General features: G+C 67.9%; 13 protein-coding genes and 1 tRNA gene. 10 read left to right on the forward strand and 4 right to left on the reverse strand.

The window, feature by feature from the left end:
* Positions 1–1,353, reverse strand: a complete 1,353-nt coding sequence (gene glmU, locus L2D01_10870; GenBank protein ID WBQ09399.1) for a bifunctional UDP-N-acetylglucosamine diphosphorylase/glucosamine-1-phosphate N-acetyltransferase GlmU — start codon at positions 1,351–1,353, stop codon at positions 1–3.
* A gap of 215 nt (positions 1,354–1,568) precedes the next feature.
* On the opposite strand from glmU, the gene gph reads away from it, so the two are divergent.
* Positions 1,569–2,279 carry a phosphoglycolate phosphatase gene (gene gph, locus L2D01_10875; protein ID WBQ09400.1) on the forward strand — a complete coding sequence of 237 codons (711 nt, stop codon included), beginning with the start codon at positions 1,569–1,571 and terminating at the stop codon, positions 2,277–2,279.
* Here the strand turns inward: gph and L2D01_10880 are convergent.
* The gene (locus L2D01_10880; protein WBQ09401.1) at positions 2,258–2,476 is read right to left on the reverse strand and encodes a hypothetical protein; all 219 of its coding nucleotides are present in this window, start codon (positions 2,474–2,476) and stop codon (positions 2,258–2,260) included. The genes gph and L2D01_10880 overlap by 22 nt on opposite strands.
* Positions 2,477–2,710: 234 nt before the next feature.
* Between L2D01_10880 and L2D01_10885 the strand changes: the two genes are divergently transcribed.
* The 5 genes from L2D01_10885 to L2D01_10905 all read left to right on the forward strand — a co-directional run bounded on the left by L2D01_10885 (position 2,711) and on the right by L2D01_10905 (position 7,654).
* Positions 2,711–2,785, forward strand: a tRNA-Val gene (locus L2D01_10885).
* A gap of 199 nt (positions 2,786–2,984) precedes the next feature.
* Positions 2,985–4,037, forward strand: a complete 1,053-nt coding sequence (locus L2D01_10890; protein ID WBQ09402.1) for an extracellular solute-binding protein — start codon at positions 2,985–2,987, stop codon at positions 4,035–4,037.
* On the forward strand, positions 4,028–5,653 hold the full coding sequence (locus L2D01_10895; protein WBQ09403.1) for an iron ABC transporter permease: 1,626 nt from the start codon (positions 4,028–4,030) through the stop codon (positions 5,651–5,653). Before L2D01_10890 ends, L2D01_10895 begins: the two co-directional genes overlap by 10 nt.
* Positions 5,650–6,711, forward strand: a complete 1,062-nt coding sequence (locus tag L2D01_10900; protein WBQ09404.1) for an ABC transporter ATP-binding protein — start codon at positions 5,650–5,652, stop codon at positions 6,709–6,711. Before L2D01_10895 ends, L2D01_10900 begins: the two co-directional genes overlap by 4 nt.
* Before the next feature lie 73 nt (positions 6,712–6,784).
* On the forward strand, positions 6,785–7,654 hold the full coding sequence (locus L2D01_10905; protein ID WBQ09405.1) for an ion transporter: 870 nt from the start codon (positions 6,785–6,787) through the stop codon (positions 7,652–7,654).
* Here L2D01_10905 and L2D01_10910 read toward each other — a convergent pair.
* A complete protein-coding gene (locus L2D01_10910) occupies positions 7,600–9,579 on the reverse strand; it encodes a PBP1A family penicillin-binding protein (GenBank protein WBQ09406.1) in 1,980 nt (659 codons plus the stop codon). The two genes, L2D01_10905 and L2D01_10910, sit on opposite strands and share 55 nt — an antisense overlap.
* Before the next feature lie 50 nt (positions 9,580–9,629).
* Between L2D01_10910 and L2D01_10915 the strand changes: the two genes are divergently transcribed.
* On the forward strand, positions 9,630–10,073 hold the full coding sequence (locus L2D01_10915) for a YcgN family cysteine cluster protein (protein ID WBQ09407.1): 444 nt from the start codon (positions 9,630–9,632) through the stop codon (positions 10,071–10,073).
* A 10-nt stretch (positions 10,074–10,083) separates the two neighbouring features.
* On the opposite strand, the gene L2D01_10920 is transcribed toward L2D01_10915, so the two are convergent.
* Entirely contained in the window at positions 10,084–10,935 is an 852-nt protein-coding gene (locus L2D01_10920) for an enoyl-CoA hydratase-related protein (GenBank protein ID WBQ09408.1), read from the reverse strand.
* Positions 10,936–11,102: 167 nt separating this feature from the next.
* Between L2D01_10920 and L2D01_10925 the strand changes: the two genes are divergently transcribed.
* Genes L2D01_10925 through tatC form a run of 3 tightly spaced genes read left to right on the forward strand, consistent with a single transcriptional unit; the run spans position 11,103 to position 12,543 of the window.
* On the forward strand, positions 11,103–11,348 hold the full coding sequence (locus L2D01_10925) for a Sec-independent protein translocase TatA (protein WBQ09409.1): 246 nt from the start codon (positions 11,103–11,105) through the stop codon (positions 11,346–11,348).
* Positions 11,349–11,351: 3 nt separating this feature from the next.
* Positions 11,352–11,738, forward strand: a complete 387-nt coding sequence (tatB, locus tag L2D01_10930; GenBank protein WBQ09410.1) for a Sec-independent protein translocase protein TatB — start codon at positions 11,352–11,354, stop codon at positions 11,736–11,738.
* 4 nt (positions 11,739–11,742) lie between these two features.
* Positions 11,743–12,543 carry a twin-arginine translocase subunit TatC gene (tatC, locus tag L2D01_10935; GenBank protein ID WBQ09411.1) on the forward strand — a complete coding sequence of 267 codons (801 nt, stop codon included), beginning with the start codon at positions 11,743–11,745 and terminating at the stop codon, positions 12,541–12,543.
* Positions 12,544–12,560 lie beyond the last annotated feature (17 nt).

The raw sequence follows: 12,560 nt of genomic DNA on the forward strand, positions 1-12,560 counted from the left end.
TCAGTCCTTGCTTTTGGTCTTTTTCGCGCTCATGGCTGCGCGGAATCTGGCGGCCCATCCGGGCTTGGTCTCCTGACGCGCCCGGGCGAGGCCCAGCCCGTCGGCCGGCACGTCGCCGGTGATCACCGAGCCTGACCCGGTCATCGCCCCGGCCCCGATCTCCACCGGCGCCACAAGCGAGGAGTTCGACCCGATGAAGGCGCCCTCCCCGATCACCGTGCGGTGCTTGAAGAACCCGTCATAATTGCAGGTGATCGTCCCGGCGCCGATATTGGCCTTCGCGCCCACATCGCTATCTCCGATATAGGACAGGTGATTGGCTTTTGCGCCCTCCCCCAGGCGGGATTTTTTCACCTCGACAAAATTGCCCACTTTCGCCCCCGCCTCCAGCACCGCGCCGGGGCGCAGCCGGGCGTAAGGTCCGACCTCGCAGTCCGGGCCGACATAAGCGCCTTCAAGATGGCTGAATGCCCGGATCACCGCGCCGCCCGCCACCGAAACGCCCGGGCCGAACACCACATGGGGCTCGATCACCACGTCGGCTTCAATTTGCGTGTCATGGCTGAAGAAGACGGTTTCGGGCGCGGTCAGCGTCACCCCGGCGGTCATCGCCTCTGCGCGGCGGCGCGTCTGGAAGGCGGCCTCGGCGGCGGCCAGATCGGCCCGGTCATTGACGCCCAGCACCTCGCGCTCATCGGCCCGCACGACGCGCGCGTCCAGCCCGTCCGCGCGCGCCATGGCGACAATGTCGGTCAGATAGTATTCGCCCTTGGCGTTGTCGTTTTTCAGCGCCGCCAGCCAGCCCCAGAGGTGCTCCGCCCGGCAGGCGATCACACCCGAATTGCACAGGCGCACCGCGCGCTGCTGCTCGCTCGCGTCCTTGGCCTCCACGATCGCTTCCAGCACGCCGGGCGCCGATTCGATCAGGCGGCCATATCCGCCCGGCGCGTCCGGCTCGAAGCCCAGCACCGCCACCGCCGCCTCATCCAGCGCCGCGAACACCGCCTCGACGGTTTCCGGCCGGATCAGCGGCGTGTCGGCGTAAAGCACGATCACATCGCCCTCAAACCCCGCGAGCGCGGCTTGCGCTTGGCGCACCGCATGCCCGGTGCCCGAAGGCGGGTCTTGCAGCACGGTCACGGCGCCGGCGGCTGCGGCCCGGTCACGCACGGCCGGGCTGTGGGCGCCCCAGACGGTCACGATCCGCTCGGCTCCGGCGGCGCGCGCCAGATCCAGGCTCCAGTCCAGCATGGCGCGTCCGGCGACCGCGTGCAGCGGTTTGGCCAGAGCCGATTTCATGCGGGTGCCCTGTCCGGCGGCGAGTATCACGGCGGCGCGCGCTCGGTGTGTCATCACGTCTCCTGTCCCGGGTCTGGGCGCCAGATCGGCGGCGCGCCGCCTGTGAGCCGCCCTATAGCGCACCTGCGCGCGCTGTGCGACCACATCGCCGGGGTGATGTGCCTTGGGACCTGATTTATGTCCCCGTCCGGCCGGCTCATGTGCCCGTCACGGGCTTTGAGGACCCGCAAATTGCGGGGATAGTCTGGGCGCATAAAGGGGGGATAGCCATGAATCGCCATCCATCGCTATCCGGCGCCCGAATCGCCTTCGACCTTGACGGCACGCTGGTGGATACCGCGCCGGACCTGGTGCGCGCCCTCAACGCCGCCATCGCGCCGGCGGGCCTCGACCCTGTCCCCCTGTCAGACGTGCGCGCCATGGTGGGCCGCGGCGCGCGCGCCCTCATCGAACGCGCCTTCGCCAATGCCGGCCGCGCCGCGCCGCCCGAAGACGAATTGTCTGGCGCGCTTGAGCTTTTCCTGTCGGTGTATCGCGAGGGGATCGCCGATCTGTCGCGGCCTTTCCCCGGCGTCGAGGCGGCGCTGGATGAGCTGGCCGATGCGGGCGCCCGCCTGTCTGTCTGCACCAACAAGCCGGGCTGGCTGGCGGTCCCGCTTCTGCAGGCGCTGGACCTGGCGGATCGCTTCGAACGCATTGTCGGGGCTGAAGATTCGCCGGCCAAGAAGCCTGATCCGGCTCATGTTCTGATGGCGCTGGGCGGCGCCCCGGTTGAGGCGGGCGACATCCTGGTGGGCGATTCGCGCGTCGACTTCGAGGCCGCGCGGGCTGCGGGCGCCGGCATCATCCTGTTTGAAAACGGCTATGACGAAAAACCGGTCCGCACGCTGGGCGCGGACCGGCTTTTCAATTCATACAAGGATCTGCCGGCGCTGACCGCCGGGCTGATCACGCAGCGTCAGGCGCTGCGGCGTTCCTGACCGCGGTCATTGGCAGGCCGGGGCATGCCGTTGACCATGTTGGAGCGCACATCAGTGCGCGCCGAACGCATCGCCGGCATGAAGCCAGCTTCCTGCAGCTCGACGGACACGTCGTAGCCACGTTCTTTCCAGTACGCTTCGATGCGCTCTTTGAGACGGAGAGCACCTTCGCGGGTGCAAAAATCATTGCTGGCCATGGGGAGGACCTCCTTATCCACGCGTCACCAGTCACGCGCGGCGGGTTCGTTGTTGAAAAGGAAACGACCGGAACAGACCTGTGTCGTTCAGGCGCTGCATGGGTCTATAGGTGATATTTCTTCTTGACGGAAGTGTGACGAGGCCAAGGCGGTAAATATTTTTATCCCCCCCTGCGTCTGCGTCCGTCCGCTTGACCGCGCAGAGGCGCCAACGTATACGACCAGCCTCTTTTCGGGCGGCTAGCTCAGCGGTAGAGCACTTCGTTCACACCGAAGGGGTCACAAGTTCGATCCTTGTGCCGCCCACCACTCCCTCCCGCCACCCGTTTCGCTCACGCGATTGTGATGTCAATCGGCAGATCGAAGCGGGCCATGGGCGCACGGGCCGCGTCCCGGCGCCGCAGCTGCGTCCCATGCTCTTGCGAAGCGTTCTCAAAAATGCCACACAGATAGCATGCGCATGGCGAAGGGCTATGCGCCCTGTCATCTGTTCCGGGGACTGCCCGCCATGTTGAAACGCCTTTTCGCCGCTGGCGCCATCGCCGCCCTCTCCCTGTCCGCCTGCGCGCCCGAGGCCGCAGAGGTCTCCAGCGCCGCTGACGCGGGCGAGATCAACTTGTTCACCGCCCGCCACTACGCCTCGGATGCGGCCGTCTACGCGGCCTTCACCGAAGAAACCGGCATTCGCGTCAACGTCCTGGAGGCGCCCGCCGACCAGCTGATCGAACGCATGCGCGCCGAGGGCGCCCGCTCCCAGGCCGATGTGGTCATCACCGTGGACGCGGGCCGGCTCTGGCGCGCCGATCAGGCCGGACTGTTCCAGCCTGCGCCCGAGCTCGCCGATACACTCAACGCCGTGCCGGCCAATCTGCGCCATCCCGACGGCCACTGGTTCGGCTTCGCCAGCCGGGTGCGTGTCGTGGTCTTCGCCCGGGATCGTGTGAACGCCTCGGAAATCACCGACTTCCTCGATGTCGCCGGCGAGCGCTGGCGCGGCCGCCTGTGCGTGCGTTCGTCGAACAATGTGTATAATCAATCGCTTCTCGCCGGTCTGATCGATGCGGTGGGCCCTGAGCAGGCCGAAACCTGGGCCGCCGGTGTCGCGGCCAACATCGCTCGCGCGCCGCAGGGCGGGGATACCGACCAGATCCGCGCCGTGGCCGCAGGCGAATGCGACATCGCCATTGTGAACCACTATTACCTCGCCCGGCTCCAGCGCACCGAGGATCCGGCTGACCGCGCCGTGGCCGAGGCGGTCGACATTGTCTTCCCCTCGCTGGCCGGACGCGGCGCCCCGTTCAACATTTCCGGCGCAGGTCTGGCGGCGAACGCCCCCAACCGCGACAACGCCCTAGCGTTCCTCGCCTTTCTGCTGACCGAGCACGGCCAGCGCCAGTTCGCCGAGTTGACCAATGAATTCCCGGTCGTGGCGGGCGTCACCTACGACAATGATGTGCTCGCCGCCTATCCGCAGATCACGCCGGACCCGGTGAACGTCAACCGGCTGGGCGAGAACGCCACTGCCGCACAACGCATCTTTGACCGCGTCGGATGGCCGTAAGCCCGCGTCTGCGCCAGGCCTATCCGGTCTGGCCCGCCCTGATCGCCGCCATCGCCTGCGCCGCCCCGCTTGTTGCGGTGGCGGCGCTGGCCGTTTCGGGCGAGTGGTCAGGCTATCTGGCCCATCTCTGGTCAACCCGCCTGCCGGTCTATCTCCTGAACACGCTGCAGGTGACGGTCATCTCCGGCGGCCTGGCGGTCGTGCTGGGGTCGGGCCTGGCCTGGCTGGTGGCGCGCTATGAGTTTGCCGGGCGCGGCGTGTTTGAATGGCTGCTGGCCCTGCCGCTGGCGGTGCCCGCCTACGCCGCCGCCTATGGCTGGTTTGACCTGACCCAGGCTGCCGGACCGCTGGGCATGCTGCCAACGGTGCGCGGCGCCACCGGCGCAGGGCTGGTGCTGGGCCTGACGCTCTACCCATATGTCTATCTCCTGGCGCGCGAAGCGTTCGCCGGTCAATCCTCAGACGCTTATGAAGCCGCCCGCACGCTCGGCGCCCGTCCGCGCGAGGCATTCCTGCGCGCCGCCATGCCCATGGCCCGCCCCGCCATCGCCGCCGGTCTGGCGCTGGTGGTCATGGAGACGTTGGCCGATTTCGGCGCGGTGGCCCATCTGGGCGCGCCGACCCTGACCGTGGGTCTGATCCGCGCCTGGGCCGGTGAAGGCGCGACGGCGGACGCCGCGCGCCTGGCCCTCATTCTGGTCGCCATCGCCTTCCTGATCTTCGCCCTGGAGCGCGCCCAGCGCGCCCGCGCCCGCCAGACCAGCGCGTCGGGCCGCCGGCGTCCGTCGCGCCGGATCGTCCTGTCGCCGATTCGCGGTCTGGCGGCAGCGGCGCTCTGCCTGTCCCCGGTCCTTCTGGGCATGGTGATCCCGTTGGGACGCCTCACCTACCGGGCCTTGAATGCGCCCGTGACCCGCGACCTTGCCAGCGCCGCCCAGAACGCCGTTCTGCTCGCCGTCATCGCGGGCGTGCTCGCGGCGATGCTGGGCCTTGCCGCCGCTTACGCGCTTCGAACCGGCACGCGCCGGGGCGCAGTGGCGGCGCGCGTCGCCGGGCTTGGCTACGCGGTGCCGGGCGCTGTGGCCGCCATGGGCGTATTGGCGATCCTTGGCGTCATGCAGACCTGGATCGATGCGGCCTGGACCGGGCTGTTCGGCGCCGTCTTCCCGGTCATGCTCACAGGCGGGATCGCCGCGCTGATCTTCGCCTATCTGTCGCGCTTCGCCGCAGCCGCCATCGGTCCGGCCGACAGCGCCCTGTCGCGCGTCACGCCCACTCTGGACGGCGCGGCGCGCACGCTGGGCGCCAGCGCGCGCGAGACCGCGCGGCGCGTGCACTGGCCGCTGATCACACAAGGCGCGCTGCTGGCCGCCCTTCTGGTTTTCGTTGAAGTGCTTAAAGAACTGCCCGCAACGATGATCCTGAGACCCTTCAATTTCGACACCCTGGCTGTGATTGCGCACAATTACGCATCTGATGAACGCCTTGGCGAAGCGGCCCTGCCCGCCTTGCTGATCGCGGCTGTGGCCCTGCCTCCGATGATCTGGATCGCCCGGCGCATCGTGCGTGCAGAAGGCGTGCGTGCCGAAGCTGTGCGGCCGGAGGCGGGCCATTGATCCTGGATGACCGTGTCCTGGATGTGCGCGCCGCCACAGTCCGTTTCGCGCCCGGCCGCCCGGCGGTGGACGGCGCCGATCTGCGCCTGACCTGCGGGCGGGTTACGGCGCTGCTGGGCCCGTCCGGCTCGGGCAAATCCTCGCTTCTGCGCGCCATCGCCGGACTGGAGCGGCTCGACGGCGGCGATATCCGTTTCGAGAACAAGATGTGGAGCGGACCGGGCGTCCACGTCCCGCCTGAAGAGCGCCGCTGCGGCGTGGTGTTTCAGGACTACGCGCTGTTTCCCCACCTGTCGGCGCTGGACAACACGGCCTTCGGTCTGCGCGATGGCGACCGCGCCCACCGGCGCACACAGGCGATGGCGCGCCTCAGGTCCGTTGAGCTGGAGGGGAGAGCGCACGCCTTCCCCCACCAGCTATCCGGCGGCGAGCAGCAGCGCGTGGCCCTCGCCCGGGCGCTGGCGCCCCATCCTGACGTCGTTCTGATGGACGAGCCCTTCTCCGGGCTTGACCGGCGCCTGCGCGCTGAGTTGCGCGAAACCACCGCCCGCGCCCTGCGCGAGAGCGAGGCCGCCACCTTGCTGGTCACCCATGACGCGGAAGAGGCGCTGGCGCTGGCCGACACGATCGCGCTGATGAGCGAGGGCCGCATCATCCAGACCGGCGCGCCCGACGCGCTCTACCTGCGCCCGAACTCGCTCACCGCCGCCCGGCTTCTGGGCGAGGTGGAGGTGTTTGACGCGGTGGTGTCGAATGGCCGCGCGCAAACGCTTCTGGGTGATGCGCCTGCGCCGGGATTTGCGGACGGAGCGAAAGTCTGCGTGCTGGCGCGCCCTGAATCGATCCAGGTCGGGCGCGCTGACTCTGAAGGGGCGCTGGCGACCATCGCCGAGCGCCGGGCGGGCGTAGGCCAGCTGCGTCTGGTGTGCCATCTGGCCGACGGCGACCGCGAGGTCATGGCGCGCACGCTGCTCTCGGCGCGTCACCGTCAGGGCGACGCTGTGCGCCTCTCCCTCGATCCGGACGCCGTCCACGTCATTGCCGCCGACGCCGCCTGATCCCGATTGCAGTGCGCAGCAGCGCACCCTACCTCTTTCGTCCCGTCCACACCCTCACATACCGGTCCGCGCCATGACCCTTGCCCTCGAGCCTGCCCCAAAGCCTGAAGGCCCCATCGCCCGGTTTGTGGCCAGCGCGGGCTTTCGCAACACCATCACCACGCTGATCCTGATCAACGCGGCGATCCTGGGCCTAATGACCTATGACCTGCCCGCCAGTGCGGTCACCGTGCTCCACTGGGCGGACCGCGCGATCATCGCGGTGTTCGTCATCGAGATCGCCCTCAAGCTGATCGTCCAGCGCCAGAATTTCTTCCGCTCGGGCTGGAACTGGTTCGACTTTTCGGTAGTGGCCCTGTCGCTCGTTCCGGACGCAGGCGCGTTCACCGTGCTGCGGGCGCTGCGGGTGCTGCGCCTGTTCCGCCTGTTCTCGGTCGTGCCCGAAATGCGCCGGGTGGTGGAAGCGCTGGGCAAGGCGATCCCCGGCATGGGCGCCATCATCCTGGTGCTCACCGTGATCTTCTATGTCGGCGCGGTGATGGGCTCGATGATGTTCGCGGGCACCCACCCGCAATTCTTTGAAAATCTGGGCGCGTCGGCCTTCACCCTGTTCCAGGTGATGACGCTGGAAAGCTGGTCCATGGGCGTGGCCCGCCCGGTGATCGCCGAGCATCCGTTCGCCTGGATATTCTTTGTCGGCTTTATCGTGCTGACCAGCTTCGCGGTGCTCAACCTGTTCATCGCGGTGATCGTGGACTCCATGCAGTCCAAGCATTTCGACGCCGAGGACGAGCGTCAGCAGCTCGCCCATGACGAGCGCGTCCAGCTGCTCGACGAGGTTCGCGCGCTGCGCATAGAGCTGGCTGAATTGCGCTCCGAGCTGCGCATTCAGCCGCCCGAGGCGTCCAGTTCGGCGTCAAAGCGTGACGCCAGCGAGGAATAGAACGCCGCCAGCCGCTCGTCGCGTTCGCTGCGGCGGCGCGGGGCGGGCGCGGTCAGTGGCGCGGGCTCGACCCCTTCATGGGCCGCAATCATGAACCGGCTCCAGATCTCGGCCGGCAGCTGCCCCCCGGTCACCCCCTCCATCGGCGTATCGTCGTCATTGCCGACCCACACCCCGGCGGTGAGGTGGGCGGTATAGCCGAGGAACCAGGCGTCGCGGCTGTTCTGGCTGGTGCCGGTCTTGCCCGCCGCCGTATGGCCGGGCACCCGCGCCCGCGTGCCGGTGCCGTCGATGATTACGCTCTGCAGCATCGTGCTGACCCAGCGGGCATGTTCGACCGTGAGCACCGATTCGCCGTCGTCCGCAGGGTCCACTTCCCAGATCAGCTCGCCTCGGGCGCTGCGGATCTCGCGCACCAGATAGGGGTCGCGCCGCCAGCCATCGCGGGCGAACACTGCGTACGCGCCGGTCAGCTCCAGTAGCTGCACCTCGCCCGCCCCCAGCGTCATGGCGGGCACAGGCAGCATCGGCGTGCTCAACCCCATGCGCGCGGCCAGCGCGGTGACATTGGTCATCCCTGCGCGCACGCCCGCCTGCGCCGCCACGGTGTTGACCGAGCGCTTCAGGGCGTCGGCGATGGTGATGCGTCCCAGAAACCGTCCGCCGAAATTCACCGGGCTCCATCCGTCAATATCGATGGGGCCGTCATTGAAGGTCGTGGCCGGGCTCATGCCCGCCTCGAACGCCGCAGCGAACACGATGGGCTTGAAGGCCGATCCCGGCTGACGGCGCGCCTGGGTGGCGCGGTTGAACTGGCTCAGGCGGTAATCGCGCCCGCCCACCAGCGCGCGCACCTGACCGTCGGGGCCCAGCGCCACCAGCGCGCCCTCGCCCGCCTGACGCGCTTCACCCTGCTCGTCCAGCACCGCGTTGAGCGCGGCTTGGGCCGCGCGCTGCAGCGCCAGGTCGATGGTCGTCGTGATGACCAGATCAGGAATGGCCCGGTCCTCGCCCAGAATCGCCAGAGCTTCGGCGACGGCCGCGTCGAACGGGTGGCCGGAGGCCTGCGCGTCACCGGGCGCCAGCAGCGCTTCGGCCACTTCGGCCGGGATCGCCGACGCGGTCATGTACGCGATGGGATCGATGAAACCCTCGTCCAGCATGGACGTCAGCACCAGACGCGTGCGCGCCAGCGCCGCTTCCATGTTGTCGGTCGGGGCGAGACGCGTGGGCGCCTTGGGCAGGGAAGCGAGCAGCGCCGACTCCTGCAAGGTGAGCTCAGCGGTGGTGGTCTGGAAATAGCGCCGTGCCGCCGCTTCCACGCCATAGGCCTGTTCGCCCAGGTAAACCCGGTTGAGGTAGAGTTCGAGAATTTCCTGCTTGCTCAGCCGCCGCTCCAGCTGGCGCGCCAGGCGCATTTCCTGAAGCTTGCGGCGCAGGCTGCGCTCAGGGCTAAGCACCAGGTTTTTCACCAGCTGCATGGTCAGGGTGGAGCCGCCCTGCTCGGTGCGGCCGGCGCGCAGATTGACCCACAAGGACCGCGCCAGCCCGTGCAGATCCACGCCGTCATGCTCGAAGAATCGCCGGTCCTCGATGGCCAGGAAGGCTTGCGGCAAATGAGCGGGCATCTCTTCCAGACGCACACGGCGTCCGTATAGCGGGCCACGCACCGCCATCACCGTCCCGTCATTGGCCAGGACCGTCACCGACGGCTCCATGCGCACGTCCCACAGCGCGCCAATGTCTTCGGGCAGCTCGGGCAGATCATGGAACGCCCAGCGCCAGGTGACGCCGCCGGCGACGGCTCCGAGACAGACCAGCAATAGCAGGACGCCGCCCAGAATCGGCAGCGCGGCGCGCCGCAGGCGCGCGCCGAACGGCGCAGTATGGTCGGCCCGGTACGTGATCGTGCGCTCCTGTGTCACTGTGCTGCGGTGCGCTGTTAACAGCGCGCTTTCGCGGCTAAATTCGGGCGATGGCCCCCAATGACCCGTTTTACGAAACAAAGACGCTGGCGCAAATGACGCAAGCCGAGTGGGAATCGCTGTGCGACGGGTGCGGGCGTTGCTGCACCCTGCTTCTGGAGGATGACGACGGATCGGTCTGGCGCACCTCGCTCGCCTGCCGACTGCTCGATCTGAAGACCGTGCGCTGCCGTGACTACGCCAACCGCCATGCAAAAGTTCCAGGCTGCGTGAAGCTGACGCCCGACCGGATCGGCCAGCTGGGCTGGATGCCGGACACCTGCGCCTACCGGCTGATTGATGAAGGCAAACCCCTGCCCGACTGGCACCCCTTGCGCACCGGCGATCCGGCCAGCGTCATCGCCGCAGGCATCAGCGTGAAAGGCGCGCTGATCAGCGAAGCGCTGGTCGATGAGGATGAGCAGGAAGACTACATCACCAACCAGGTGCTCTGACCCATCTGGATCAGTCTGTGTCCGGCGCGCTTCGCCCCATGCGCCGCACCGGCGCCAGCGCCTGATAGGCGCCCTCGCGCTTTTCTGCCCGGGCGGTGATCGCCTCCATGATGTCAGCCGGGTTCCACAGGCTCGCCTGCAGCACCATGGCCTGTTCCAGCGCGTCACTTACCGCATGGTCGCGCGCATAGAGGAAGGAGCGCTTCACGCCGCTGATGGCCAGCGGCGCCTTGGCGGCGATCTCGCGCGCCACCGCATCTACATGGGTGCGCAGGGCGTCAGCCGTGTCGAGCACCGCGTTATAGAGGCCCAGCCGTTCAGCCCGCTGCGCGTCCAGCCTGGCGCCGGTATAGGCCAGCTCGCGCGCCACGCCTTCAGGGATCAGCTTGGGCAAGCGCTGCAGCGTGCCCACATCGGCGAACATGGCGATATTGGTTTCCTCGATGCTCAGCCACGCCACATCCGTCCCGTAACGCAGATCGCAGGCCGTGATCATGTCCACCGCCCCGCCCACGCAGGGCCCCTGCACGGCGGCTATGACGGGAAAGCGCGCGCGCTCGAACGCCGTGAAGGCGTCCTGCAGGGCGGTGGCGGCGGTCAGGAAAGCTTCGCGCGCCGCCGCGCTGCCGGTCGACAGGGCGCCGGGATCAGTAAACACCGAGATATCCATACCGGCGCTGAACACCGGGCCTTCGGCGTCCACGATCAGCACCCGGGTGCGCCCTGCGTCCGACAGCGCCATCACCGCCTCGGGCAGCTCGCGCCAGAAGGCCGGCGTCATGGTGTTGCGCTTGTCCGGGCGGTTCAGCGTGAGACGGGCGATCGGGCCGTCCTGTGTGACGGCGAAGCTGGTCCAGGCCATGGGGGCTCCTGAGCTGGGACGTGTATCAGCGCCGAGCTTTGTCCGGTCCGGCGCAGGTTTCAAGCGTGCATGCGGGCGCCCGCGCCATTGGACCAGGCCATGATTATCCTCTAGAAATTAGGAGAGCGCGCTGCAGCGCGCGGACCGGGTGTCAAGGAGACGTCTTCATGGGTGCGCACTGGACAGGACTTATCGTCGTGGCGCTGCTGCTGCTCGTGCTGTTTGGCGGGCGCGGCAAGATATCCGCGCTGATGGGCGACATGGCCAAGGGCATAACCGCCTTCCGCAAGGGCCTCAAGGACGAGGACGAATCCGCCGGCGCGGACGAAACCCCCACCCCCTCCGGCGCCCTCGGCTCGGAGGCGGGTCGCACGGCCGAGCCGCGCCGCGAGGACGAACGTACCGGGAGCTAGGCGATGAACCCGGGTATCGGCGCTCCCGAGCTGCTGATCATCGTCATCCTCGCCCTTGTGGTGGTTGGCCCCAAAGACCTGCCGCTCATGGTGCGCAAGGCGGGCCGCTTCATGGGCAAGATGCGTGCGATGGCGCGTGATTTTCAGCGCAGTTTTGACGAGCTGGGCCGCGAGGCGGAGCTGTCCGAACTGCGCCAGGAAATCGAAGCCTTGAAGAAATCCAACCCGGTCAACGAGATTCGCGCCGAGCTGAAAAAGGCCGAAGCTGAAGCCATGGCCGAGGTCGATCCGCCGGCTGAGCCGCGCCCCGCCGATATTCGCGAGCATCCGCGCCTGGCCGGCCGCGCCCGGCCCCCGGCCCCGGCGCAAGACCCCGGACAGACGGACTAGCATCATGGGCGCGCAGACGGACCCTGAAGACGAGGTTGAAGCCTCGCGCGCGCCGCTGATGGCGCACCTTGAAGAGCTGCGCTCGCGCCTGATTGTGACCCTGGGCGCGCTGGCGGTGGGCTTCGTGATCTGCTTCATCGCCGCCGAGGCGATCTATAATTTCCTCCTTGTCCCGTTCGAGAACGCAGCCCGGCAGGTGCGCGGCGACGACCTCGCCCTCCAACTAATCTTCACTGCGCCGCTGGAATTCTTCTTCGTCAAGCTGAAGCTCGCCTTGTTCGGCGCCATCGTGCTGGCCTTCCCGGTCATGGCCTATCAGGTCTGGGCCTTCGTGCGGCCGGGCCTGTACAAGAATGAGCGCCTGGCGTTTGCGCCCTTCCTCGTCGCCGCCCCGGTGCTGTTCACGGCGGGCATGGCCTTCGTCTACTACATCATCCTGCCCTTCGTCATGAGCTTCGCGCTGGGCCAGGAACAGGCGCCGGTCGAGGGGCGCGCCAGTATACAACTGCTGACCCGGGTGTCGGAGTATCTCAATCTCGTCACCACGCTGATCCTTGCCTTCGGCATCAGCTTCCAGCTGCCCGTGCTCCTGTCCCTGCTGGGGAAGGCGGGGCTGCTGACCAGTGAAACACTGATCAAATCCTGGAAATATGCCCTGGTAGGCATCGCCGCCTTCGCCGCCTTCGTGACGCCGCCCGATCCGATCAGCCAGATCTTCCTGGGCGCGGCGATGTTCGGGCTCTATGGGATATCCATCATTGCGGTGAAAATGGTCGAACCCAAACCGCTCGACGACGAGGCCTGACTCGGGCGCATCGCCTC

The organism is Hyphomonadaceae bacterium ML37 (assembly GCA_027627685.1).
GTDB lineage: Bacteria > Pseudomonadota > Alphaproteobacteria > Caulobacterales > Maricaulaceae > Oceanicaulis.